The following is a 25,223-nucleotide window of genomic DNA, read 5'->3' as shown; positions in this document are numbered from 1 at the left end:
TAACCTCAGCTCCGGGCCAGACATGCGGGAGCAGCGTTAGCTCCTGTTATCGTGAAAACACCTGTGGTGTCAGGCGCACTTAGTCGCAATACTCGATTTTCACGTCAGGGGTATCATCTTCCATATTCTGATTTGGTAAAATAACGAATACGCCATTCCCATAATCCCATGTGTGCAGGCTATAACCGGAAGACTCAGCCAGGTATACAACGGGTTCCCACTCATTGGAATTGTCTCTTTTTATGTAGATCTTCTGAATCTGGCTGTTGGCTGGAAGGTTTGAATAGAAATTGTAAATGTCGATCTCCATGATCCAGGAATAGTCCCAGACAAGATCTTTGAAGATGAATTCTTTTGGATCAGAGCAGGCTGGTACTTCTGTCGGAACAATAATGGTGACTGTCACCGTATCTTTAGCAGTCAATTTATCGGCATCGGTCACCGTCAGCTCAAAATCATAATTGCCCGGCATAGAAAGCTCACTTGCATACGCTTTGACATCAGAGAAGTGTTGCTTGATGTTGACAGCGGAAGGCCCTGCCATTAATCTCCACTGATAGGAGACAATATTAGAATCTGGATCTGTGCTGGCACTGCCGTTTAAAACGTACTCTTTATAGGGACGATACATGGTTGTATCATTGCCGGCGTGCGCGACTGGAGCAATGGCTTGTGTTCGGGTGTCAATTGGAGCTGCGTCTTCTTCCTTGTCACAAGCGACGCATAGCAGTAAGAGTGTAAATATTAAATTTCTAGACGAGTAGAGGTGCCTTTTCATGCCCTTATTTTGAAACTATTGTTTTGTCATATACCTTCCATTTTTAAACACAAACCATTCATTTTCAGATCTGTAACCCTTCTATCGTTACCACTATAAGATGTACGAGATCGTTGTTCGATTAGAGCCCCAAGCATTTGGTTAATTTGGTGAAGCCATTGCAAGCTGAGGTAAAGCCGCAAAATCTTATACCTAATTAAAAATCCAAACCGGGTATCTGGTTTTAAAATTCGCGTAAATACTCGCGGCATCATTTTCTTTTGTGTATTATCTGTAATTCAGTATTCTGTAGCTCAAGGTTATGTTTGTCAAAGTTACTATCCGACAAAAGCTGCTTAAAAATTAAGCCCAGCTCATAGCCCTTATCTGAAGGATCAACTCTCAACCTCTGTAGTTACACTTTCCCCGTTTCGTCTTCTGCCCTCTTCTGATTTTCCAGCACGTCTTTTACATACAGCTCGTTAATTATCACCATCAGTACAGCCAGTATGGGGGCGGACATCAGCAGGCCCAGGCCGCCCTGAAGTATACCCAGCAGCACTTGGAAAAAGAGCAGCAAGGCAGGAGGCAGATCCACCGTTTTCTGGAAGATAATGGGCGTGATGGCGTATGTCTCCACCATCTGAATGCCCCCGTAGACAATGATGACCAGCAGTGCCATATCGGGGCTCACCGTCAGTCCGATCAGCACGGCAGGTATACCTGCCAGCCAGGGCCCGATGTTAGGTATAAAGGCCAGAAAAAAGGAGATCAGACCCAATGCGAGCGCCAGCGGCAGGCCAATAATCATGTACCCAATGGCCGTGCTAACACCAATGATCGCCATGGCCGAGAGCATCCCCAGCAGCCACATTTTCAAGGTATAGTAGCAGCTGTGCAGCACTTCCAGCATGCGGGTGCGCCGGTGCTCGGGGAATAGCTTTACGAAGCCGTGGGTATAGAGCGTCGGGTTTGCCGCAAAGAAGAGCGCCGTGATCACCACAATGAAAAAATCCGCCAGAATGCTCAGCGTGGACGAGAAAGCACCCGAAAGGCGTTGCAGGATCTCCCTTTGCTCCGGCATCATCCGCTTGTAGTCCTCGGGCAGTTCCTCTACCAGCCGTTGGCCCCAGTTATACTGGCTCAGCCATTCCTTCAGACTGCTGAAAGCCTGCGGTATCTTTTCGCGCATCTGGTCGCCCTGTTCGTAGATGGTGGGAGCCACCAGCAAAAAAGACCCTATCAGCAAGCCAAAGACCAGCAACGTTACCAGCAGTAAAGCCAGCCAGCGCTTCAGGCCAACGTGACGCACCACCCAATCGGTGAGCCCGCAGAAAAGCACGGCCATCAGGATGCCGGCAAAAACCAACAGGAAGAAGTAAGCTGCCTTGACCAGCAGGAAAAACCCGGAGGCTATCAGCAGCACGATGAAAGCAGCCAGCGCTACACGTTTGGCAAATGAATCTTTAGGGGGCATGGTCCGCTTTTTTATAAGTTCAGTTATAACGCACGAATTACGTACACTTACTAAAATCTATGTTCTACAGTTACTTTCCCTGCACACAGGGAAGCGAATGCCTGATCTGAAGAGAAACACCAGTCGCGGCAGGCAGCAGACAGCGAATCCCCAATATTTTAAAAACCTATTTCTTGAATTTAAGCCGATAAAGGATTACTTTCGTGCGTCCAATAAAACTGAAAGCATGAACATACACGAATATCAGGCTAAAGAGATTCTGAAAAGCTACGGCGTTCGCATACAGGAAGGCATCGTGGCGGAAACGCCAGACCAGGCTGTAAAAGCCGCTATGAAACTGACCGAGGAAACCGGCACAGGCTGGCACGTGATCAAAGCGCAAATTCATGCGGGTGGCCGTGGTAAAGGCGGTGGCGTGAAGCTGGCTAAAAACCTGGATCAGGTGAAGCAGATCGCTAACGACATCCTGGGTATGACGCTGGTAACGCACCAGACTGGTCCTGAAGGCAAACTGGTACAGAAAGTACTTGTGGCGCAGGACGTGTACTACCCTGGCGAATCCGATCCGAAGGAATATTACCTGAGCATCCTGCTGGACCGCGCCAAAGGCCGCAACGTGATCATGGCATCTACTGAAGGTGGTATGGACATCGAGGAAGTGGCTGAGAAAACGCCTGAGAAGATCATCAAAGAGTGGATCGATCCGGCTGTAGGCTTGCGTCCTTTCCAGGCAAACAAGATTGCGTTTGCATTTGGTCTGCAAGGCGAGGCTTTCAAGGAGATGGTGAAATTCATCAGCAACCTTTACAGAGCCTATGTGGAGACTGACTCTTCCATGTTCGAGATCAACCCGGTTCTGAAGACTTCTGACAACAAAATTCTGGCAGTAGACGCCAAAGTGGATCTGGACGACAACGCCCTGTTCCGTCACAAAAACCTGGCTGCCCTGCGCGACACTGCGGAAGAAGATCCGTTGGAAGTAGAGGCAAGCGCGTCGAACCTGAACTACGTGAAGCTGGACGGCAACGTAGGCTGTATGGTAAACGGTGCTGGTCTTGCCATGGCCACCATGGACATCATTAAGCTTTCTGGCGGCGAGCCTGCTAACTTCCTGGACGTAGGGGGTGGGGCAAACGCACAGACGGTTGAAGCTGGTTTCCGCATCATCCTGAAAGACCCGAACGTGAAGGCTATCCTGATCAACATCTTCGGCGGTATCGTTCGTTGCGACCGTGTTGCCAATGGTGTGGTTGAGGCTTACAAGAACATCGGTGACATCAAGGTGCCGATCATCGTTCGTCTGCAGGGAACTAACGCGGAAGAAGGCGCCCGCATCATCGACGAGTCTGGCCTGAAGGTATACTCTGCCGTAGCGCTGAAAGAAGCTGCCGAGAAAGTGAAGCAGGTATTGGCTGAAGTAGGAGCTTAATCCCAGCACATATCATAAAAGCAAAAGGGGCTGCCAGTGATGGCAGCCCCTTTTGCTTTATACATGTTGCAGGTTTACACAACTTCCAGTTCCACATTGATATTGCCGCGTGTGCCGATGGAGTAAGGACACACCTCATGCGCTTCATTTACCAACTGCTCTGCTTTCTCTTTGTCGAGTCCCTGCAGGTGCACCTCCAATTTCACGCCCAACCCGTATTTTCCGTTTTCAGACTTGAGCAAATCCACATGTGCCTTTACAGTAGACTCCGGATTTAACCGGATATGTTGCTTACCGGCTACCAGAAGTAGTGCACTCTGAAAACAGGCGGCATACCCTGCAGCGAACAGCTGTTCCGGGTTAGACTTCCCCTTCTCCCCTCCTAATCCTTCGGGCAACGAGAGTGGCATATCAATCACGCCATCTGATGATACAACATGGCCGCGACGGCCGCCGGTGGCAGTAACCTCTGCCGTATACACTTTTTCCATAGCTTCCTGATTTCGTTTGCTTGATTTGAAATATTATTTACTAACTCCCGAAATCTGCTTATTGTTTTAGGGATGAAGCAATTAAGAGTCTAATATCCATTTATACCTGTTCATTATACCTTTCAGCATTATAATTATCGCCACTAAAATTTCCTTTTTAGCGCATTGTTTCTATTTTTGCAACACGGTAAGCACCCGTAGTTCAATTGGATAGAATATCGGATTTCGGCTCCGAGGGTTAGGGGTTCGAATCCTCTCGGGTGCACATCAAGAAGCCTTACAGCAATGTAGGGCTTTTTTTATGCCCTGATTCATGCAATTTTCCTCACTCCTGCCAGACTTGCCGGTATTTCTATATCTTTGGATGATGACTCCAGAGTATCGGATACTATCAAAAATTATAGACCAAAAATGGAGAGGCCGAAAACGCAGCAACACGAACTGCTCCGTGTACTTACTTTAAAAGATGCGGTGGGCGTTGGCCTGGGCGCCATAATCGGGGCAGGTATTTTTGTTGTGACCGGCGTGGCGGCTGGTTTGGCGGGTCCCGCCTTTTTGATGGGGTTACTATTTGCAGGTATGATTGCGGCCTTCAATGCGCTGTCGTCCGCACAGTTGGCTGCCGTATACCCGCACTCCGGAGGCACTTATGAGTATGGCTACCGCTTACTGAATCCCACGCTCGGCTTCTCAGCAGGCTGGATGTTCCTGATCAGCAAGCTCTCTGCAGCGGGTGTGGTTGCCATTGGTTTCGGGAGCTACTTCTACCAGCTTATACCTGTCTTTTCTCCTTTGGTCCTCTCGGTACTGGCTGTGCTCCTGCTGACGGTGGCCAATTACTTCGGCATCAAAAAAGCCGGCATGCTCAATCTCATTATTGTAGCGCTTACGCTTGTCTCGCTGCTATACCTGGTGTTCAGCGGTATACCTGCTATCAAACAGGAGAACTTTCAGCCCTTTGCGCCCTTTGGTATGGCAGGTATAGCCGAGGCGGCGGCTTTGCTGTTTTTCGCTTTTACAGGGTATGCCCGCATTGCTACGCTGGCAGAGGAAGTACGCGAACCCCATAAAACGATTCCCCGTGCGGTCATTATCACCATCGTTTCGGCCATTGTGCTGTATGCGGCCGTTTCGCTTGTAGCGGTTGGCGTGATTGGCGCAGAGCGGATGACTGACAGCAGATCGCCTTTGCAGGTGGTAGCAGCTGCGTTGAGCACGCCCGCTATCCGCACTGTGATCACGATTGGTGCGTCTACCGCGATGCTTGGGGTGCTGCTGAGCCAGATTTTGGGGATCAGCCGCATGATGCTGGCTATGGGGAGACGGCACGATCTGCCGCCTGTGTTTGAGCAGGTGCACCGCCGTTTCAGGGTTCCGCATGTAGGCATCCTCCTCACAGGTGCAATCATTCTGCTGCTGGTGCTGGCGGGCTCCTTCGAATTCATACTGCGTTCGGCCTCATTCACGATTTTGCTCTACTACAGCATCACTAACATAGCTGCATTAAAACAACCAGACTCGGATCAGCTCTACGGCAAGTTTATACCTGTACTAGGCCTTATGGGCTGCCTGGCCATGTCGGTGTCATTACCGCTTCAGGTTATTCTTTCCGGGCTTGGCCTGCTGGTGATCGGGTTCGTGCTGCGGTTGCTGTTTCATAAGGTATACGACAAGTAATTTGTCCTAAACTAGTTAAGCTAACCGGGCATTATACCTGTAAATAATTTAAGGTATAGATGCAGGCCTGGTCTTGCTATGAAAGAACGTTTTTGCTATGTTGCGAAAGTTTTCGGGGTGTAGCGTAGCCTGGTATCGCGCCAGCATGGGGTGCTGGAGGTCGTGGGTTCGAATCCCGCCACTCCGACAATAAAGGGTCTTTTACATTATGTAAAGGGCCCTTTTTATTTCACTCTTGATGCAACAAGACGGATAACTAAGGCACTTTGGCATTATCAACAATCACCAAAGCATTCTTCAACCTGATTATGCAGTTACCCTTGTGGCGTGAATTTCATCAACTACAAGAACTGAAAAAGATAGAATAATTGAAGTATTCTGATTATATACTGTAACTTATGATCTAACAAAGACCTTTCACAATAGCTATTATGAAATTGAATCTTGACAATTTCCCTGAGGCACTTCCCTATCCAGAACTTATGTCGTGCCCCAATGAAACTATTCAAATATATGAAGGCACTTATTTGTTAAAAAACGATCTACTCGAGTTAATAGTGAATGGAGTGATCGAATTTAAATGGTTCCCACGATCTAGACCTGTTCTCACAGGAAGTACATTAGTAAATTCACTTGATGAGTTCATGGCAATGACTGAATCTAACAAATTCAATATCATTATTAACGGACAACATTTCAGTGAATGCTTTTTAACTGAGATGGGATTTAATAATCCGGGTGAGTTAGCGTCTATAAAAGGCACTATAGCAGGAAGGCCTGTTAAAGGTGATTCTACTATCAAGGTAGACGCTGCTTATTTCTACATCCCGAATCTTCTTAACCTTAGTGGAGCGACTATTAAGCGCTATTCTGGTGAACAAGTACAAACTTGGCATTCAAGAATATTGTTTGAGAATGCCAAATATACTATCATACTGGATAAGGACTTTGAGTACATGAATAAAGTAAAATTGCTTAAGGATAGTGGCGGATACTTCTTTTTATACAAAGGTGAAATAAGTAAGAAGAATGGCAGTCTCTCAATTGATGAAGTGAGAGATATTTTACAATGCTTTTCAACATTCTTGAGCTTTATTAATGGTAGGAGTACATCTTCAATGTTTACTCATGGTTTCTATAACAATGAAATCATTTGGGTCGACTACACCTCTAATTTCATTGAGCCATTTATTGGAGTGAAGCATTGGGTTGAAGAACGACAAGCTAAACATCTAAATAATCTTTGGAATAATTTCAATGAAATATGGAGGGATAATGATGGCAAATATGTACTTGAAACGGTAGTAGGCTGGTATCTTGACGCTAATTCCTTGAATGGTGGACTGCATGGTTCGATTGTGATGGCTCAATCTGCTTTAGAATTAATTTATAACTGGCATGTCATAGAAAAGCAGAAGTTAATTTCAGGTAAAGACGCAGATAATATTGCTGCTTCAAACAAAATAAGGTTGTTACTGAGCTTAATAAGTACCGATTATAATATACCTGAAGGGCTTCGGGAGTTAACAAAGTTTAGTAAAGAAGCAGACAAGAAAAATCAACTAGATGGTCCAGAGCTAATAGTTCAAATTCGGAACGCCATTGTACATTCTCAAGCAGAAAAAAGAAAAAACCTTAATACAATATCTTTTGAAGTAAGAAAAGAAGCTTTAGAACTTTACATTTGGTATATAGAATTATCACTTCTATTTATACTGGATTATGAGGGGAAATACAGTAACAGGTGTTCTAGTGAGGTTTTTCTTCATAGTAAGTTAACCCCTTTGCCATGGTCCAAGAACAATTAAATTACTTAATTATATTATAGATCCTCGGAAAATTTAATCTCAAATTTTATATTAAAAACAGCGCTTCTAGCCGATACGATGTTATTAATGGATCACCTATACTTCCTAATTTTAAATATACACTTGGTACACCACCAGCGCCCTAACGAGTTAGCAAAATTTCACTACCTCTCCTCGTTTTAGCTAAATATCATTCGCACCTACGACGGCATCTCCTCCACCAGCTGCTCTATACCTTTCTCTATTTGCTCGCGCAGCTTTTCAGGTTTGTCGGAAATGATACGCTCTGCCGTGCCCTGCCACATCAACTCGTTCTGCACAGGATCTACCAAGTGCACCGACACCGTACCTACGCTATAGCGCCCCACTTCCACTTCTTCGCTCTTCCAGGTATAGCGGCGCTGCCCAATGTAGCGGGGCGGATCCGTTATAATATTCGTTTCCCTCGTCTGCACCTTTCTGTCCACTACGATGCCCAGGTTGATCAGCAGATCTGCTTCGTCCACAGACGGAGCCTGCTTCAGACCACGCTGTTCCAGCTGACGGGCAAGCTCCTGCTTCAGAAAATGCACGTGCCCCTCATAATCAGGGCCCATATTCTCTACATCAGAATCCACCTCCATAAAGGCAAACTGACGGTAGGTTGCCAGCGTAAAACCGGGCGCGGGCTCAGACTGAATACTCGTGGCAGGGCTGCAGGCCGACAGCAGTGAGATTAACAGCAAAGCAGTACTAAACAACAGGTTTCTCATTTCCGAAAGTCCTTGAGTCTTCACAAAAAATAATTGTGTATACGTAAGTCGTAATACGGGATACATGCTTCGATTGCAATTATTATACCTAACTTAGCATGTATCCTACGCCAGAATCCTTTGTGCGATGTAAAATTTAAACATCGTCTAAACCATACGTCCATAAGCTACGTTTTGCCCTACCATGAACACAACAGCACAAGTACTAGAAAAAAACAAAGAGCGCATCCTCGAAAAGTGGATGCAAAATCAGCTGTCTGATGCCGCCCTCCGGGATGACCTGATGACCAATGATGAATTGCAGCGTCAATCGAGAGAGATGCTGGACGGCCTGCTCCGAGCTGTTTCCAAAGGCAATTACGACAATATCTATGACACTGATTTTGAGCAGGTAACGGATACACTCCGAGACATCTCCATTACCAGAGCCAGGCAAGGTTTCAGCCCGCGCGAAACCGGCGCGTATGTGCTGAGCCTGAAGCAGTCTGTGATTGAGGTATTGGTTGAGCAACGACAAGACGACACAAGCATGCTCTACCGGGAAATCATGCAGCTCAACACCCTGCTCGACAACCTGAGCATCCTCACCTTCGAAACCTTCATCAAAGGACGTGAAGAAGTGATTTTGCGACAGACCGATGAGATCAGCGAGATTTCTACGCCGGTGATCCGGGTGTGGGACGGTATACTTGCCCTTCCTATCATCGGCACGCTGGACAGTGCCCGCACCCAGGTTGTGATGGAAAACCTGCTGCAGGAGATCGTGAACACAGGCAGCAACATCGCTATTCTGGACATCTCCGGCGTACCAGCTGTGGACTCACTGGTAGCACAGCACCTGATCAAGACCGTAAGCGCTACCCGCCTGATGGGTGCCGAGTGTATTATCAGCGGTATCCGGGCCGAAATTGCACAAACCATCGTGCATTTGGGCATCGACCTGTCCAACATCAAAACCAAGGCCAGCCTGGCCAGTGCACTGCATCTTGCCTTTAGCATGACTAATCTGGAGGTGCGTCGCACAGAGCGTCACAAGGGTCCGAAACTAATGCGCTAGAATGATGGAGAGGATACCGATTTTAAAAATGGGGCCTTTTCTGCTGGTTACCATTCAGATTGACCTTTACGACAGATTAGCTCTGACGCTGGAGAACGACCTGATCAACATGGTAAGCCAGACCGGAGCACGGGGCGTATTGATTGATATTTCCACGGTAAGCATCGTCGATTCATTTATGGGCCGCATTTTAGGCAACATCGCCTCTATGTCGCGCATTATGGATGCCGAAACTGTAGTAGTAGGAATGCAGCCCGCTGTGGCTATTACACTTGTGGAGCTCGGCCTAACGCTGCAAGGTGTATACACTGCCCTGAATGTAGAAAAGGGCATGGAATTACTTAACACTAAACTAGGCGATAACCTGGAACTAGACGACGACGAGGAGGAAGACCAGGATGATCGTAATGACTAAGGACACGATGGAGATCGTGCGCGAACAGGATGTGGTACCGTTCCGCAACCGCGTGCGCGAATTTAGCACCCGTATAGGTATGAGTCTGGTAAACCAGACCAAACTGATTACGGCAGCCAGCGAACTGGTGCGTAACATGCTCAAGTACGCCAGCGGCGGCAAAGTAATACTCGAAATTATCAGCTATAATGCCAAAACCGGCGTAAGACTAACCTTCAAAGACGAAGGCCCAGGTATACCGGATGTCGCCATGGCCATGCGCGATGGCTTCTCTACCGGCAGGAGCCTTGGTCTTGGTCTGCCCGGCGCCAAGCGACTAGTCAACGAATTCGACCTCAAAAGTAATCCGGGAGAAGGCACGACCGTCACTGTCATCCACTGGAAAAATGGACGTTAACCAACATTACCGCTTCGCAGTACCCGATCGGAGCCACGCCAGCCTCACAAAAAAAGATATTACGCGCCTTGCCGAGAGCTTCGCCTTGTCGGAGGGAGCTGTGGGCAAAGTGAATATCATTGTGTCGGAAATGCTTACCAACCTGGAGAAGCATACAACACAGGGTGGAGAGTTGCTGGTAAAGGCCATCGGAAAACCCATCAAAGGAATCGAGATCATCAGTCTCGACAACGGGCCCGGTATGGCTGATCCTGAACGCATGCTGGAAGATGGCGTATCGACCTATGGCTCTGCTGGCGAAGGGCTCGGAGCAATCAGGCGGCAGTCGGATGTTTTCGATCTTTACTCACAGCCTCAGGTAGGCACGGTCATCTTGACCCGGGTATACAAGTCGGCTAAGTCTTTACCTTCGGCACGACGCTACGAAATTGGCAGTGTCATGGTACCCAAGCCCAAAGAGGTAGACTGTGGTGACGGCTATGCCGTCATTCACCACGAACGGGGCGCTTACCTGCTTGCCCTCGATGGCCTTGGGCATGGTACGCACGCACAGGAAGCAGCACAACTTGCTGTCAAAACCTTTTGCGAAAACCCTATACCTGATCCGGCTCAGGCACTGCAAGTCATCCACAATGGCATTCGTCGTACCCGGGGCGCAGTAGGCTTTGCCGCCAGCATCGACATCACGCAAAACAAATTCACGTACTGTGGCATTGGCAACATTGCCGGCAAGCTTTTCTCTATGGAAAGTTCGCTGGGTTGTTTGTCTTACAAGAATGTGATTTCCTACAATGGCATACTCGGCCATAACGTGCCGGGCACTTTCAACAACCAAAGCCTGGACTGGAACCGTAACAAGGTGCTTATAGTGCACAGCGACGGACTGAAATCGCGCTGGGACCTGAGCCGCTACCCGAACCTGCACCGCCACTCGCCCACCACCATTGCGGCTGTTCTTTACAAAGACCACAGCCGCCAGACAGATGACACGCTCGTACTTGTATGCAAAGCTAAACCGTAGTCCATGCCCAGGAGCCTTCTCAAGATAAATATTGCAAACGAGCTGGATGTGGTGCTGGCTTACAGGCGCGCTATGCAGCTGTCTGAAAAAACAGGTATGGCGCAGGCTAACCAAACCAAGTTTGCAACGGCCGTGTCAGAAATCTGCCGCAACGTGGTGGAGCATGTAGGCAATGGCACCATTCAGTTTGGCATTGTGCAGGAGAGCGGCCACAATTACCTGGAAGCCAGGGTTTCAGACCGCGGGCGCGGCATCGGAAACCTTGACCAGATTTATGACCGGGCCAGATATGCCAGCAGCACCGCGACGCGTGGCATGGGCATCGTTAACTCCCGCAAGCTCGTCGACTTTTTTGAGATCAAGACTGAGCATGAGCAGGGCACTGCCGTGACCCTCCGCAAGCGTATACCTACACAGTCGCCTGTCGTGACCAAGAGTCTGAAGGAAGTCTGGTTGCAGGAGTTTAACGATGAAGAAGGTATATCGCCGTATGCGGAGATCAAAAAGCAGAACATGCAGCAGCTCGAACTGCTCGAAAAGCTGCGTCTGCGCAACCTGGAGGCAGAGCAGCAACTTCAGGAGATCAGGAGGCTGAACCTGCAACTCCAGCATTCCAACTTCGAGATACAGACGCTTTCAGAAGAACGGGAGCGCCGCAACCTGGAGCTCCAGAAAGTGAACGCAGACCTGGACGCCTTTGCACATACCGTTTCGCACGATCTGCGGTCGCCCCTGCAAAACATCGGCGGCATTATCAATTTTCTGGAGAACAGTCTGCAAACCGGAAATAACGAAGACGCAGCTTCTCTCCTACCGATGTTGCGGGAGCAGGCCAGCAAGATGGACAAACTGATTACAGGTATACTGGCCTATTCGCTTGCCGGTCACCACAGCCTGCACCGCCAGATCGTATCCGTTCGGGTTGTACTGCAAAAAGTGCTGGAGTCGCTCTTTATACCGGCGTCTTTCAGAATAATACTGCCGGATGATATGCCAACCCTCTATACCCAGGAAATTTACTTTTACCAGATTTTCAGCAATCTGCTTGGCAACGCGGTGAAGTATCACGACAGACCCGAGGAGGCCGTAATTGAAATAGCGTATAGCTTCGAAGCTGACCATATCTTGTTTACAGTGCAGGACAATGGCCCGGGCATAGCCCCCGAAGACCAGGAGCAGATCTTTAGCAAATACGAATCGCTGGGCCACAACCTGACACGCTCCGACAGTTCGGGCCTGGGTCTTGCCATCGTGAAACGCATACTCGAGGAAAAGCGGAGTGATGTATGGGTTGAGTCAGAAGGGCGTGGTGCCCGCTTCGTGTTTTCGTGGCCGGCCAGCGAAGTGGTAACCGAATCAGAGGAGAATGAATAAACAACAAAGCCTGTATACCTTGCGGCATACAGGCTTTGTTGTTTATAGTATGGATTACACTATTTTTTTCGTTTCTGGAAAAACTCGGCCAGTATTTCTCTTACATCGTGGTTGGTAAGCGCCTTAGAGAAATGTTTTTTCACTTTCTTGAAGCTTTTGATGCGCTCTAGGTCATAAAAGCTTGCTGAGGAAGTCAACATCAGGATGATCACATGATCGCCGGCATCCAGGCCTTTGCGCTGGTATTCCTCCAGAAACTCAAAGCCATCCATCATGGGCATTTTGATATCCAGAAAAATAAGGTCAGGGCATTTAAAAGCCTGGTCAGGCTTCTCGCCACAGGCTTTGCTCAGATAATCGATTGCTTCTCTACCGTTCTTCAGTACCAGGATTTCTCTGGCTACTTTCATGTCGGTCAACAGGCGCTTGTTCAGATAATTCGTGGTATCGTCGTCGTCTACCAACAGCACTAGGTCAAGCATTTCGGATGCTTCCTTCATAGTTAGTTTTTTATCTCTCCTAAATCAACGGTAAGCTACAATTTACACCTCCGGATACTCATCTACCCGGTTGTGCCACTAACATATCGTAAACAATTAATGTTCAATATTGCGACGCTTTATGTACTATATCGCCATTTTATGAAAGCGACACAGAACATACTATACCATAGCGCCGCAAAAGTACACTTTTGCTTGTAGAATTTAAAGATATATCAGCTGTTAGCACGTTTAAATTTTCCCAGCGATTATTCCTTCCTTCACCTTGACGTGGACTTTTCTCTTCTTTTTGCTTTTGCCCCACCACATTACAATGCCTGTCACCCACAACGTGGCGGGCACCAGGCCCAGAAAGAACCAGAGTATGCGCGTGATCCAACCTCCAATTTCCCCGAAGTGTGTCGGCACAAACCAGTTGCGGGTAAGTTGCGTGCCTGTTGGAGCCGTGTGCGGATTGTAATCATACACGGTAGCACCGGTGTATTGGTCCAGGTATACCATCGGGCGGTACTGCGGACCTGCCTCCAGTTCGGATGATGCCAGGAAGGTCAGGTTGAGAGTTGCTGCGCTATCGGGAGCCATGACAAGGGTGCGCGGCACGTATCCGGGGTATAAGGCATCCATCCGATCGAGTGCCTGATACACGGTGAGCGGCGCCGCTCCCCGCAGAAAAGAAGAACGCAGCGCTTTGACGTACGGTGTCGGTTCTTTGGCTAGCGTCAGCTTATCTACTACCGCCTGTGTCTGCTCCTGAAAGCCAAAGTATGCTCCTGTAATGGCGGCCAGGAACAGCGGTATGCTAAAGTAAAACCCAAAGACATTGTGCAGGTCGAAATTACGTCGTTTGAATGAGGCATTGGGCTTGAGGCGCAGCTTGTCCCTGAGGTTCTTCATTTTACGTGGCATCCACAGGTATAGCCCCGTCGAGAGTAGCACAAAGGCCAGCAACAAAGCACTTATACGTGTAATCATTGCGCCGGTCTCGCCCATAGCCAGGTGACGGTGCAGGTCCAACACGGTGTCCATTGCACCGCGCCGCTTCTCAAGCTGACCAATATAGTTGCCGGTTGCCGCGTCGAAAAATTGAAACTGCTTATTGCCCTTTACCTTGAAAATGTAGTTCTCCAACTCCCGCACCGGGAAGAAGATGTTGGTCACCTGGCCTCCGAACTGCTCTTCGGCATTTTTTACGACAAGGCGTACCTCCACAGGTATAGCTTCTGGATTGGAGCTTTTGTAATGCTCAGGGTATAGCGCCACTGTCAGTTCGGGCTGAAACACATAGAGCGAGCCCGTCAAGCCCATAAAGGCTAGCACGGCGCCCGCTGTCAGGCCGACCCAGAGATGTAACTGAAGGAGGAATTTGCGCATATACCTTAACTTGAAATCGGCGACACCGCCCCTGTCAGGACAATGCCGCCGATACTATTTATCTCTGATTCGCTTTCTTAAAATCTAACTCCTACTGTACCCTGCACCGTAGTAGGCGCACCCGGCATAATCACGGTTACGGACTGTGAGCCTTCGTAGTACTTCACGTTGGTCAGGTTCTTCACGTTCAGGGCCGCATGGAAGCGTTTGCTGTTGTAAAACATGGTCGCATCGTAGCGGGTGTAGCCTGGCAGCATAAAGCTGTTGGCGTCATCTACCGGGCGATCTTCCACATAAGTAAAGCCACCACCAATGCCCAGACCCTTCAAAAAGCCATCCTGTAACTCATAGGTTGTCCAAAGGCTGCTGTTGTTATACCCCACGCCTCTGAAGCGGCGACCTACGGTGCGTTTTGGATCTTCTGCACTCAGCGCATCCTTCGTTACGCGGGCGTCGGTATAGGTATAAGTGGCGATCACATTCAGGCCAGGCAGCACCTCCCCTGTGATATCGGTTTCTATACCTTTGCTCTGCACCTCGCCTAACTGCACGCTGGCGCCGCTCTGTGTCGGGTGGGGCACCACCACATTCTGGCGCGTGATATCAAAGTAAGCAGCCGTCAGGTTCACACGATCATTCAGCAAACCGATTTTTGTACCGGCTTCATACTGCACTGAAGTGATCGGTTTAAAGGCTTCGCCCTCCAGCGTCTGTCCTATACCTGGCTGGAAGCCCTTGGAGTAGTTGGCGTATACCGAAACCGGTCCGTATACCTCATACAGCACACCCAGTCTTGGGTTAAAGGCCTTGTTACTTTGCCTGGTTGTCTCCTCTTTCATGCGGTTCTCTTTCTCCTGTTCCCAGAAGTCGTAGCGACCGCCGAGCAACACCTTCAGGCGCTGGTTGATCGTGATGAAGTCCTGCAGGTAGAAGCCCAGCACATCTACACGGTCCTGGTAGTCCTGTGAGTAAGCGAGCAGCGAATAATCCTTTGGTTTGGGGTTATACTGTGGATTCAGAATGTCGAACACGTCGTAAGGAGCACGTTTCACCCAGATGTCGAATATCGAACGCGAAATCTCTATACCTCCCACGGCCTTGTGCTCTATCAGTGCGCCCGTGTTAAAGTTGGCGTACAGCTCATTCTGGGTAGCGATGTTGCGGTCGTAGGTGTCCTGGTCCTGGTGCTGACGATTGATGCGGAAAGAGCCGTCTTTCAGAACGGTGGTCTGCTCCACTACGTCGCGTGTTTCCGTGGCGTAGTTGTAGTTAAAAGCGTGGCGGAAGCTCAATGCCTCTGAGAATTTGTGCTGCAGGTTGTACTGCGCCATGCGGTTGGTAAACTCACCTGTGTTGCTTGGCTCAAACACCACACGGCTTCTTGGTACGGGGGCAATCTGGCCGTTGATAGAGAAGATACCGCGGTCAGATGGCTGGTCGTGGTTCAGGAACTCGGTCTCTACCGTCAGGGACGTCTTGTCGGAGAAATCGTAGGTGATGGCCGGGGCCACGAAAATGCGCTTGGTCTTTACAAAATCACGGTAGCTGTCAGCACGCTCGTACGCGGCGTTCAGCCTGTATTTAAATGTCTTGCTCTCGTTGAAGGCACCTCCTAAGTCGATGGCAGGTCTCACTAAACCAAAGTTATTGGCCGTGATCTGGATATCCTGGAAGGTATGGGCTGTTGGTTTTTTGGTGGAGATGTTCACCATACCGCCCGGGTCGCTCACGCCGTACAGCACAGACGCCGGGCCCTTCATTACTTCGATCTGTTGTATGTTGGCGCTCTCGCGGTAGGTGCGCACGGTGTTACGGAATCCATTCTTGAACACACTCTGCATATCGGTTCGGAAACCTCGGATCTGGAAGATGTCAGAACGACCGCCAAAGCCCGTCTCCATACTCACACCACTCACATTACGCATAGCGTCCTCTAAGCGCAGCACCTGTAACTGGTCCAGGGCACGGCGCGACACTACCTGCACCGACTGTGGCACCGATTTGATAGGTGCCTCCATTTTGGTGGCGGTGGTAGCCGTGCGCTGCAGGTACTCGCCACTGCGATGCGCCGTTACCTGCACCTCGCCCAGCGAATGCGACGACGTGGCCAGGTCCACATTTACAAACGAAGCCTTCCCTCCTGCTACTTCCAGCAACTGCTTTTGCAGGGTATAACCTATACCCGAGGCAACCAGCGTATAGTTACCAGCCGGTATGTTTTTGATCAGGAATTTTCCCTCGTCATCGGTAGTGGAGCCGTAAGAGGTGCCCTCCAGCCCCACGCTGATACCAGCTATACCTTCACCTCTTTCGGATTGGATGCGGCCTTCGATGCGGCCAGTGGTTTGTGCAAATGCTTGCTGTGCCAGCAGCACAAAGGTAAAGACGATAGTGAGTATGCGTTGCATGTATCTTTAATTAGATTAATTCTAAAAAGTGATGCAAAAGTAATCACCATCTCTATAACAGAAAAGACTTATTTAGATAATTTCTAAATAAGTAACAAAAAAACATCCAGAGCATATCAACACTTGCCTTTATACATCCTTTTCAAGTCTTTTCAAGTATCTAGAGTGATACCTGTAAGTGGTATCGCTTTACACTGAACCTGAACTGAAAGATATGGATACTTACAACCTGAAACCCGAACACATGCGTGCGCCCAATAACCTGACACGCGAGGAAATCGAGAAAAGCCTGGAAGAACTTGACAGCAAGATCAAAACCCTGAAGGCCCGCGCAAACGCCACGGCTGCAGACTCAAACCATACCTACCACGAGCATGTTGCCGCGCTGGAAGCCAAACGTGAGCTTATCGCCAGCAAACTAAGCGACCAGGAGGACAGTCAAAGCAAATGGCAGGGCTTGAAAGACGGCCTCGACAACCTCAAAAAGGACATGGACAACCTGTTCAAATAAAAACAAAAAGCCCCGGCGCTAGGTATAGCGCCGGGGCTTTTTGTTTTTATTTCGACCTCAGACTAGCCAGCCACAGGCTCACGGAAGCCCACCCAGGTAAAGCGCTTGATCACATACTCAGGGTTTGTGAAGGAAGCGTTACCGGCCGGGTTGCCACCCGTCACGTGGAAATCAGAGAAAGCTGCGTTCTGGTTCACGTAGATGCCGCCCGTCAGGTTAAAGCTCACCGGAGTGCCCGCCAGACTCATCTCATCCATGATCTTCTCTTTTGTTTCTTCATCTGTGGTATAGGCACCGCAGGAGATCGCACCGTAATTCATAGCCATCTCTTTTGCCAGTTCAATCGATTGGTCTGTGTCCTTTGTTTTGATGACAAGAGCGATCGGGCCAAACAATTCGCGGCTGAAGCTTTCTTTCTCTGTCGCATCCACTTCATAAATAACCGGCGTACAGATGCGGGCGTTGGCAAACATCGGGTTGCTGATGTCGCAGGTGCTCAGCACTTCTTTGCCTTTCACGCTGGCTGCTTCTTTCACACGCTCTGCTGTGGACGGATTCTGGATAGCTCCCAGTATGTGCGGCCCGGCTTTCGGGTTATTCACCAGGCCCGTTACGGCATCGGCCAGTTTCCTCACTACTTCTTCGTATGGCATCACTTCTTCGCCCACTTTTACGCCGCTTGCCGGCACAAAGAAGTTCTGCGGAGCCGTACACATCTGTCCGGAGTACAGGCTAAGCGAAAAAGCCAGGTTCTGGGCCACTTTGTCAATGTCCTGCACCGAATCAAGTATGATCGAGTTCACACCAGTTTTCTCTGTGAAAGTCACTTTGCCTGGCAGGCTCTCCACGTAGTTACCGAACTCCGTACCACCAGTGTAGTCGATCAGTTTTACCTTCGGATTCTCGGCCAGTTCTTTGGTGATGAGGCGATCGTCCGCGTCTACTCCCAACTGGCAGATATACGGGCTCAGGCCGTTTTCTACCAACACCTTCTGCACTTCTGATACCACAATCGCGATAGGCAGGACTGCTTTCGGGTGCGGCTTCACGATAACCGGGTTACCGGTAACAAGGCTTGCATACATGCCTGGCACGGTGTTCCAGGTAGGGAAGGTAGAGCAGCCGATCACCAAGCCTATACCTTTCGGAACGGCACGCCAGCTCTTGTTCAGCTTCAGGTTATACTTGCCCATTGGCTTCTCCCACTCCATGTGTTCCGGAAAACGCGTCTGCTCTTCGTAACCTGCCGCGATCGCCTCCAGCGCCCGGTCAGCCGCATGCGGACCCGACGCCTGGAACGACATCATATAGGCCTGGCCGGTGGTGTGCATAGTAGCGTATGCAATCTCGAAAAATCTGGTTTTCATGCGCTCCAGCGACTCTACCAGAATAGCAGCGCGATCAACCGGTTTTACTTTGCGCCACTGGTGGAAAGCCTCATCAGCACGCTCCACCAGCGTTTCTGCACTGAAGTAAGGGTACTTTATACCTAATAGCTGCTGCTCATAAGGCGATTCTTCCTGACCTGACCAATTTTCAGCTCCATCATGCACCAATTCTGTAAACTTGTTGTTAAGATGCTGCTTATACCTCTCACGACCTTCTTTATCAGCATTTTCGCCGTAAATATCAGGCATTGGGTTTTCAGGATATTGGGCAAAAAAACGACGCTCATGCAAGGCTTTCACAGCGTTTTCTAGAATGGGAAGATGTTTATTTTTCAAATTCGAGGTCATAGTATTTATTTTATATAATTAAACACATATATTAGAATCAATTGTTGGAAAGTTACGTATTTTTTTATTAAGCTCGGGAAGCATCTTTAAATTTCGCCGTGCTGTATGCGCTTTACTTTATACCTCTCCCTGCTCAGGCAGAGGTTGTATTCACCTAATAGTTTAATATGATTTAATGTTTACCCCAGGGCCAGTGGTTTACCGCTGCATACTATCTTTCCTGTTTCTAGTCCTGAGTTCGTCCTTGTTGGCTGCGCAGCATCTGTCCGCTCCAGCAGGTATAGGAACAACGACTAAACCGCATACTGTCGTCTACAAGCTCAAGCCGCAGTCCGGCAACCAGCTGCGCATGGCTGCCGGAAACCCCATGCAAAAAGCTTTGCAAAAGGTAGGAGCCAAATCAGTGGAGCAGAAATTTCCGGATAAAGCCCCCTCCCCTTTTGCCCGGAAAGCCCATGTGGATCTCTCACTTATCTACGAATTGAAACACGACCCTTCGCACAATCTGGAAGCCGTGCAGCAAGCCCTGTTGGCAACCGGTATGGTAGAGTACGTGGAGCCGCTCTACGAACGGGTACCCCTCTACCAGCCCAACGACCCCTCTGCCGACTCCACCAAAACCTCGCAGGCTTACCTGAAAAACATACAGGCCTATGGCGCATGGGCCATACAAAAGGGCGATACAAACATCATAATAGGTATATTGGATACTGGTTTCAGGCTTACGCACGAAGACATTCGTCAGAAAATCAAATATAATTACGACGACCCTGTTGACGGTATTGATAATGATGGAGACGGACTTATTGATAATTTCTTCGGGTGGGATTTTGCAGACCGAGACAATAACCCAGATGATGACAGTCCTTACCGTGGGCATGGGGCGGGTGTAGCCGGCGCAGCGATCGGTCACGCCGACAATGGAGTAGGCATTGCAGGAGTAGGTTTTAATACCAAATTTTTACCAATCAAGGTTTTTCCTTCTACTGAATATGGCAGCTTTGGAGGATACGAAGCCATTGTATACGCAGCTGACAAGGGTTGTAGTATCATTAATCTGTCATGGGGCGGGGAAGGGTCTTCTAAATTTGAACAGGACATCATCAATTACGCCGCACTTGATCGTGATGTGGTCATTGTAGCCGCTTGTGGTAATACCAATGCAAAAGTTAATATTTATCCTGCAGCTTATGAGAATGTACTCTCAGTAGGAGGTACTAACAACGATGTGAAAACCAGTGGCCAAACCTGGAATTATAAAGTTGATGTTACCGCTCCCAGTTCCGGTATTTATACTACAGCTATCTCAAGAGATGATGCTTATAGCAGAGGATATGGCACATCTTATGCTTCTCCTCAGGTGGCAGGCGCTGCCGCTTTGTTGCGTTCTCAGTTGCCACACCTCAACGCCGTGCAGGTAATTGAGAGGCTGAGAGCTACTTCAGATAATATCTATCACCTGTCTGGTAATGCTTCTTATTTCGAACTTCTTGGCAGAGGCCGCCTGAATGTGAAAAGAGCGCTTCGGGACATTCAGGCAAAGTCAGTGCGTTGTACTTCTTTCAGCGTCGTTGACAACAAGGTGGCTCAGATCGGCGACACGCTGCTGATTCACCTGAGCATGATGAATTATCTCGACCCTACTACTGCCCTCAAGTTAACACTCACCTCAACCTCGCCTTTTATCAAGGTGTTGGATGATAATGAACTCAACATTGGTGCCATGGGTACGCTGGCGACAAGTAACAACCACAGCAAGCCATTCCGGTTTGTGGTGCTCCCCGATGCGCCTCACAATGCACAGGCCACTTTCAGAGTCGGTTTTGCGGACGGCGCGTACCAGGACTTTCAATACTTCCAGTTACCGGTCAACCCTGACTACCTGATGCTGACGGCCAATAACCTGCATGTTACCCTGACCAGTAAAGGTAACCTCGGGTATAACGGGTATAATTTCGGACAGGGCATCGGTATCACCTACAAAGGCGGCACTTCCATGATTTTTGAAGGTGGGTTAATGGTCGCCGCTGCCCCGGACCGTATATCGGACAATGTGCGCAATGCCAGTTGGCAAACGGACAATGACTTTGTATCAGTGAAATCTGCCCGGCTGCGCCATAACACAGAAGATGCGGATCAGGAGATCAGTGGCGTGATGCGCGACAAATTCCCGGCTCCGGCCCAGGCAGGCGTGCAGGTGAGCTACAAAGGCATGGCCTGGAGCGAGTCTCCTGACGCCGACTATATTATTTTAGAGTACCGCATTCGCAATGTCACGCCAGACACGATCGAAACGCTCCATGCCGGCCTGTTCGCTGACTGGAATATAACGGATGCCTACATGAACGTAGCCGACTGGGACGAAACGCTGAAAATGGGATACGTCTATAACATGGGACAGGCATCGCCTTATGCAGGTATAAGTCTGCTTTCGGTCACCCCTCCTTCTTATTACGCAATCGATAACCTGTCCGGGGGCTCCTCTACCTTTGCAATTGCCGACGGCTTTAGCACACAAGAGAAAAATAAAGCACTTTCGGGTGGCGTGGCCAGGAAGAAAGCCTGGGGCAGCGGCTACGGCAATGATGTGGCCCATGTCGTGGGCACGACGGCCAACAAATTAGCGCCGGGCCAGAGCCAACTGGTTTCGTTTGCCATTGTGGCCGGCGACGATCTGGAACATCTTCAACAGAACGCCAGAGCTGCGCTCACAAAATACCAGGTCATGAAAGCCGGGCCAGCGCCTTTGGCCATCATCGATACAGTGTGTGTGGGTGCTTCGATCAGCCTGGCGCCAGCAGGCGGCAAACAGTTCAAGTTTTTTGCTGACGAAGCCAAAACAAAGCTCCTAGGCGCAGGCAGCAACTTCAAAATCACCGCACTCGATACGAGCACTATCCTCTACGTTTGCAACGCCGACTCCTTGTTTGACAGTCCACTGGTACCTTTCCAGTTGGTGGTAGCCAATTCTCCCATAGCTGGCTTTAGCATCGTGCAGCCACAAGAACAAATGGAACCCGGCAAGAGCATCGACTTTCGCAATGAAAGCGAGCATGGCAGCAGTTGGCGATGGAATTTTGGCAACGGAGACACCTCCACGGAGCAGCACCCCAGCTATACCTATGAACTGCCTGGCAACTATGATGTTTCCCTGATTGTCTCGAATTCTTCTGATTGTGGTGAAGACACTGTTACGCGGCGGATAGAGATCAAGCAAGTCGAAACTATAATTCCTGCTCCTCCCAATTTCCTGGTATACCCGAACCCGGCTGTGCACGAACTGCATATTGCTTTGCCGAAGGCGGACGCCCCACTCATCCTGTTCATGACGGATGCCATGGGACGGCGGGTTAGTCTGAAACTACGCAGCCGTATGCCGCACGAGGCCATTTTTGACCTGAACGGTCTGGCAGAAGGGTTTTACATTGTTCAGCTGACGTACGAAAACAATACCACGACGAGTCGCCTGCTGATCATCAGACCATAACCGGAGCTATACCTTAGCACAAGCTATACCTTGCAGTAAAACAAAACGCCCCGCTCTGTCGAGCGGGGCGTTTCTATTATGGGCAGCTAACTGCTAATTAACCGTTAGCTGACTGCTTTTGCTGCAAACGGATCAGGTTAAGGGCTGAACCAGCCTTGAACCACTCGATCTGTCCTTCGTTGTAGGTATGGTTTACCATGAAGGCATCCTGAGAACCGTCTTTGTGCGTCAACACCACTTTCAGCGGCTGACCCGGTTTGAAATCCTCCAGACCCAGGATATCGATCGTATCTTTCTCCTCGATCAGGTCGTAGTCGGCTTTATTGGCGAATGTAAGACCCAGCATACCCTGCTTCTTCAGGTTGGTTTCGTGGATACGTGCGAATGACTTCACAATAACGGCACGAACACCCAGGAAGCGCGGCTCCATGGCAGCGTGCTCACGGGATGAACCTTCACCATAGTTCTCGTCACCTACTACTACGGTACCGATGCCGGCAGCCTTGTAAGTACGGGCCGTGGCAGGTACGGTGTCGTAACCACGCGTCATGTCGTTGTATACCTTGTTGGCCTCACCATTGAAGGCGTTGATGGCACCAATTAACATGTTGTTGGAGATGTTGTCGAGGTGACCACGGTACTTCAACCAAGGACCAGCCATGGAGATGTGGTCAGTCGTACACTTGCCCTGTGCTTTGATGAGTAGCTTCATACCTTTCAGGTCGGTGCCTTCCCATGGCTTAAAGCCTTCCAGCAACTGCAGACGGTCAGACTTCGGATCTACTACCACTTCTACGCTGCTACCGTCTTCGGCTGGGGCTACATAGCCTGCGTCTTCTACGGCGAAGCCCTGTGGTGGCAATTCGATGCCTCTTGGCTCATCCAGCATTACTTCTTCTCCATCGGAGTTGATCAGCTTGTCAACCAGTGGGTTGAAAGTCAGGTCACCGGCAATAGCGAAAGCAGTTACGATCTCAGGAGAGGCCACGAACGCGTGTGTGTTCGGGTTGCCGTCGTTACGCTTGGCGAAGTTACGGTTGAATGAGGTGATAATGGAGTTTTTGCGGGTCGGGTCGTCGGTGTGACGGGCCCACTGACCGATGCACGGTCCGCAGGCGTTTGCCAGTACCACACCGCCCATCTGAGCGAATGTATCCAACAAGCCATCACGGGCTGTTGTGAAGCGCACGAGTTCAGAACCCGGCGTGATGGTAAACTCAGCTTGTGCAACCAGTTTTTTAGACACCGCCTGCTCAGCAATTGAAGCCGAACGGGTCAAGTCTTCATAAGAGGAATTGGTGCAAGAACCAATCAGACCTACTTCCAGTTTAGCTGGCCAGTTGTGCTCTTTTACAACAGCAGCAAACTGAGAAATCGGCCAGGCAGCGTCTGGCGTGAACGGACCGTTCACGTGCGGCTCCAGTGTAGACAAGTCGATCTCGATCAGCTGGTCGTAGAAAGCAGCCGGGTCAGCGTATACCTCGTCGTCTGCACGCAGGTAGCCTGCCACCTCGTCCGCCATTTCTACCACTTCTTCGCGGTTGGTGGCGCGCAGGTACGCACGCATGCTGTCATCGTAAGAGAACACTGAAGTAGTCGCCCCGATCTCGGCACCCATGTTACAAATAGTACCTTTGCCGGTACAAGACATAGACTCAGCACCTTCGCCGAAGTACTCTACGATAGCGCCCGTTCCACCTTTCACAGTCAGGATACCGGCAACTTTCAGGATCACGTCTTTCGGTGAAGTCCAGCCGCTCATCTTGCCGGTCAGTTTTACACCAATCACTTTCGGGAATTTAAGCTCCCAGGCCATGCCGGACATTACGTCTACAGCATCAGCGCCACCCACACCGATCGCGATCATACCTAGACCACCGGCGTTTGGTGTGTGGGAGTCCGTACCGATCATCATACCGCCCGGGAAGGCGTAGTTCTCGAGTACCACCTGGTGGATGATACCGGCACCTGGCTTCCAGAAGCCGATGCCATATTTATTTGAAACAGAGGCAAGGAAATCGTATACCTCTTTGTTTTCAGTATAAGCGTCTTGCAAGTCCTGGTCAGCACCTACACGAGCCTGGATCAGGTGATCGCAATGTACCGTAGAAGGCACAGCCACCTGCGGCTTGCCAGCCTGCATAAACTGAAGCAAGGCCATTTGCGCTGTGGCGTCCTGCATAGCCACTCTGTCCGGAGCGAAGTCCACATAGGTCTTGCCGCGCTCAAAAGACTGTGTCGCGTTGCCATCGAAAAGGTGCGCGTACAAGATTTTCTCTGTTAGGGTAAGCGGTCTGCCTACTGCGTTACGGGCAGCATTCACGCGCTCGGCCATCCCGGCATACACTGCCTTGATCATTCCTAAATCAAATGCCATAGTTTTGCTATTGTTATGATGTTTAATGCTTCATTGTGAAGTTTACAAATGTACGAAATATGAGTGTTTAAGCACAACATTAGCGGTCATGAATATAACATTTCCACCACCGCCTGTGCTATTCGTTCTCATGTTTCGCATTTAACGATTCCTTCTCGTAATTTTGCCGTATGATACG

General features: G+C 49.6%; 19 protein-coding genes and 2 tRNA genes. 12 read left to right on the top strand and 9 right to left on the bottom strand.

What is annotated here, in order from left to right; genetic code table 11:
- Positions 1-79: 79 nt before the first annotated feature.
- Complete coding sequence (locus L1278_RS13315) at positions 80-778, bottom strand: PKD domain-containing protein (protein WP_256488620.1); 699 nt, start codon at positions 776-778, stop codon at positions 80-82.
- Positions 779-1,172: 394 nt separating this feature from the next.
- Positions 1,173-2,234 carry an AI-2E family transporter gene (locus L1278_RS13310; RefSeq protein ID WP_253405220.1) on the bottom strand — a complete coding sequence of 354 codons (1,062 nt, stop codon included), beginning with the start codon at positions 2,232-2,234 and terminating at the stop codon, positions 1,173-1,175.
- 226 nt (positions 2,235-2,460) lie between these two features.
- Here L1278_RS13310 and sucC point away from each other — a divergent pair, with 226 nt between their 5' ends.
- Positions 2,461-3,663: an ADP-forming succinate--CoA ligase subunit beta gene (gene sucC / locus L1278_RS13305; RefSeq protein WP_253405219.1), complete on the top strand. Its 1,203-nt coding sequence runs from the start codon at positions 2,461-2,463 to the stop codon at positions 3,661-3,663.
- Between the two features lie 74 nt (positions 3,664-3,737).
- On the opposite strand, the gene L1278_RS13300 is transcribed toward sucC, so the two are convergent.
- Positions 3,738-4,154, bottom strand: a complete 417-nt coding sequence (locus L1278_RS13300; RefSeq protein WP_253405214.1) for an organic hydroperoxide resistance protein — start codon at positions 4,152-4,154, stop codon at positions 3,738-3,740.
- A 191-nt stretch (positions 4,155-4,345) separates the two neighbouring features.
- Here L1278_RS13300 and L1278_RS13295 point away from each other — a divergent pair.
- The 4 genes from L1278_RS13295 to L1278_RS13280 all read left to right on the top strand — a co-directional run bounded on the left by L1278_RS13295 (position 4,346) and on the right by L1278_RS13280 (position 7,639).
- Positions 4,346-4,419, top strand: a tRNA-Arg gene (locus tag L1278_RS13295).
- A gap of 146 nt (positions 4,420-4,565) precedes the next feature.
- Positions 4,566-5,831 (top strand): APC family permease, encoded by a 1,266-nt coding sequence (locus L1278_RS13290; protein WP_253405213.1) that lies wholly within the window; start codon positions 4,566-4,568, stop codon positions 5,829-5,831.
- A 113-nt stretch (positions 5,832-5,944) separates the two neighbouring features.
- Positions 5,945-6,018 (top strand) — tRNA-Pro (locus L1278_RS13285).
- Positions 6,019-6,262: 244 nt separating this feature from the next.
- Positions 6,263-7,639: a hypothetical protein gene (locus L1278_RS13280; protein ID WP_253405212.1), complete on the top strand. Its 1,377-nt coding sequence runs from the start codon at positions 6,263-6,265 to the stop codon at positions 7,637-7,639.
- Positions 7,640-7,839: 200 nt separating this feature from the next.
- Here the strand turns inward: L1278_RS13280 and L1278_RS13275 are convergent, their stop codons facing one another.
- A complete protein-coding gene (locus L1278_RS13275; protein WP_253405210.1) occupies positions 7,840-8,391 on the bottom strand; it encodes a DUF4136 domain-containing protein in 552 nt (183 codons plus the stop codon).
- Positions 8,392-8,575: 184 nt separating this feature from the next.
- Between L1278_RS13275 and L1278_RS13270 the strand changes: the two genes are divergently transcribed.
- From L1278_RS13270 to L1278_RS13250, 5 genes are read left to right on the top strand one after another with little or no spacing between them, the layout of a single operon-like run.
- A complete protein-coding gene (locus L1278_RS13270) occupies positions 8,576-9,448 on the top strand; it encodes an STAS domain-containing protein (protein WP_253405209.1) in 873 nt (290 codons plus the stop codon).
- 4 nt (positions 9,449-9,452) lie between these two features.
- Positions 9,453-9,863 carry an STAS domain-containing protein gene (locus L1278_RS13265; protein ID WP_188500231.1) on the top strand — a complete coding sequence of 137 codons (411 nt, stop codon included), beginning with the start codon at positions 9,453-9,455 and terminating at the stop codon, positions 9,861-9,863.
- Positions 9,856-10,260 (top strand): anti-sigma regulatory factor, encoded by a 405-nt coding sequence (locus L1278_RS13260; protein WP_253405653.1) that lies wholly within the window; start codon positions 9,856-9,858, stop codon positions 10,258-10,260. Before L1278_RS13265 ends, L1278_RS13260 begins: the two co-directional genes overlap by 8 nt.
- A complete protein-coding gene (locus tag L1278_RS13255; RefSeq protein ID WP_253405204.1) occupies positions 10,250-11,281 on the top strand; it encodes an ATP-binding protein in 1,032 nt (343 codons plus the stop codon). The genes L1278_RS13260 and L1278_RS13255 overlap by 11 nt, the downstream gene beginning before the upstream one ends.
- A 3-nt stretch (positions 11,282-11,284) precedes the next feature.
- A complete protein-coding gene (locus L1278_RS13250; protein WP_253405201.1) occupies positions 11,285-12,655 on the top strand; it encodes a sensor histidine kinase in 1,371 nt (456 codons plus the stop codon).
- A gap of 59 nt (positions 12,656-12,714) precedes the next feature.
- On the opposite strand, the gene L1278_RS13245 is transcribed toward L1278_RS13250, so the two are convergent.
- From L1278_RS13245 to L1278_RS13235, 3 genes are all read right to left on the bottom strand, one after another.
- A complete protein-coding gene (locus tag L1278_RS13245; RefSeq protein ID WP_253405200.1) occupies positions 12,715-13,155 on the bottom strand; it encodes a response regulator in 441 nt (146 codons plus the stop codon).
- A 231-nt stretch (positions 13,156-13,386) separates the two neighbouring features.
- On the bottom strand, positions 13,387-14,526 hold the full coding sequence (locus L1278_RS13240) for a PepSY domain-containing protein (protein ID WP_253405199.1): 1,140 nt from the start codon (positions 14,524-14,526) through the stop codon (positions 13,387-13,389).
- Positions 14,527-14,603: 77 nt separating this feature from the next.
- Complete coding sequence (locus L1278_RS13235; protein ID WP_253405198.1) at positions 14,604-16,934, bottom strand: TonB-dependent receptor; 2,331 nt, start codon at positions 16,932-16,934, stop codon at positions 14,604-14,606.
- A gap of 214 nt (positions 16,935-17,148) precedes the next feature.
- Between L1278_RS13235 and L1278_RS13230 the strand changes: the two genes are divergently transcribed.
- Positions 17,149-17,445 (top strand): hypothetical protein, encoded by a 297-nt coding sequence (locus tag L1278_RS13230; RefSeq protein WP_253405197.1) that lies wholly within the window; start codon positions 17,149-17,151, stop codon positions 17,443-17,445.
- Positions 17,446-17,507: 62 nt separating this feature from the next.
- Here the strand turns inward: L1278_RS13230 and paaN are convergent, their stop codons facing one another.
- A complete protein-coding gene (paaN, locus tag L1278_RS13225; RefSeq protein ID WP_253405195.1) occupies positions 17,508-19,181 on the bottom strand; it encodes a phenylacetic acid degradation protein PaaN in 1,674 nt (557 codons plus the stop codon).
- 175 nt (positions 19,182-19,356) lie between these two features.
- Between paaN and L1278_RS13220 the strand changes: the two genes are divergently transcribed.
- Complete coding sequence (locus tag L1278_RS13220; protein WP_253405193.1) at positions 19,357-22,668, top strand: S8 family serine peptidase; 3,312 nt, start codon at positions 19,357-19,359, stop codon at positions 22,666-22,668.
- Positions 22,669-22,765: 97 nt separating this feature from the next.
- Here the strand turns inward: L1278_RS13220 and L1278_RS13215 are convergent, their stop codons facing one another.
- Positions 22,766-25,045 (bottom strand): aconitate hydratase, encoded by a 2,280-nt coding sequence (locus L1278_RS13215; protein WP_253405192.1) that lies wholly within the window; start codon positions 25,043-25,045, stop codon positions 22,766-22,768.
- Positions 25,046-25,223 lie beyond the last annotated feature (178 nt).

The organism is Pontibacter sp. HSC-36F09 (assembly GCF_024171605.1).
Taxonomy (GTDB): domain Bacteria; phylum Bacteroidota; class Bacteroidia; order Cytophagales; family Hymenobacteraceae; genus Pontibacter.
Note: the sequence above shows the minus strand (reverse complement) of the source record. Positions and strands in the feature narration are given on the sequence as shown.

Bases quoted from the DNA above. Each gene is read 5' to 3' on its own strand.
- L1278_RS13245 (WP_253405200.1), bottom strand. From the start codon at position 13,155: ATGAAGGAAGCATCCGAAATGCTTGACCTAGTGCTGTTGGTAGACGAC.
- paaN (WP_253405195.1), bottom strand. From the start codon at position 19,181: ATGACCTCGAATTTGAAAAATAAACATCTTCCCATTCTAGAAAACGCT.
- L1278_RS13230 (WP_253405197.1), top strand. From the start codon at position 17,149: ATGGATACTTACAACCTGAAACCCGAACACATGCGTGCGCCCAATAAC.
- L1278_RS13265 (WP_188500231.1), top strand. From the start codon at position 9,453: ATGGAGAGGATACCGATTTTAAAAATGGGGCCTTTTCTGCTGGTTACC.
- L1278_RS13235 (WP_253405198.1), bottom strand. From the start codon at position 16,934: ATGCAACGCATACTCACTATCGTCTTTACCTTTGTGCTGCTGGCACAG.
- L1278_RS13315 (WP_256488620.1), bottom strand. From the start codon at position 778: ATGAAAAGGCACCTCTACTCGTCTAGAAATTTAATATTTACACTCTTA.
- L1278_RS13270 (WP_253405209.1), top strand. From the start codon at position 8,576: ATGAACACAACAGCACAAGTACTAGAAAAAAACAAAGAGCGCATCCTC.
- L1278_RS13215 (WP_253405192.1), bottom strand. From the start codon at position 25,045: ATGGCATTTGATTTAGGAATGATCAAGGCAGTGTATGCCGGGATGGCC.
- L1278_RS13275 (WP_253405210.1), bottom strand. From the start codon at position 8,391: ATGAGAAACCTGTTGTTTAGTACTGCTTTGCTGTTAATCTCACTGCTG.
- L1278_RS13260 (WP_253405653.1), top strand. From the start codon at position 9,856: ATGACTAAGGACACGATGGAGATCGTGCGCGAACAGGATGTGGTACCG.
- L1278_RS13220 (WP_253405193.1), top strand. From the start codon at position 19,357: ATGTTTACCCCAGGGCCAGTGGTTTACCGCTGCATACTATCTTTCCTG.
- L1278_RS13300 (WP_253405214.1), bottom strand. From the start codon at position 4,154: ATGGAAAAAGTGTATACGGCAGAGGTTACTGCCACCGGCGGCCGTCGC.
- L1278_RS13280 (WP_253405212.1), top strand. From the start codon at position 6,263: ATGAAATTGAATCTTGACAATTTCCCTGAGGCACTTCCCTATCCAGAA.
- L1278_RS13255 (WP_253405204.1), top strand. From the start codon at position 10,250: ATGGACGTTAACCAACATTACCGCTTCGCAGTACCCGATCGGAGCCAC.
- L1278_RS13310 (WP_253405220.1), bottom strand. From the start codon at position 2,234: ATGCCCCCTAAAGATTCATTTGCCAAACGTGTAGCGCTGGCTGCTTTC.
- L1278_RS13290 (WP_253405213.1), top strand. From the start codon at position 4,566: ATGGAGAGGCCGAAAACGCAGCAACACGAACTGCTCCGTGTACTTACT.
- L1278_RS13240 (WP_253405199.1), bottom strand. From the start codon at position 14,526: ATGCGCAAATTCCTCCTTCAGTTACATCTCTGGGTCGGCCTGACAGCG.
- sucC (WP_253405219.1), top strand. From the start codon at position 2,461: ATGAACATACACGAATATCAGGCTAAAGAGATTCTGAAAAGCTACGGC.
- L1278_RS13250 (WP_253405201.1), top strand. From the start codon at position 11,285: ATGCCCAGGAGCCTTCTCAAGATAAATATTGCAAACGAGCTGGATGTG.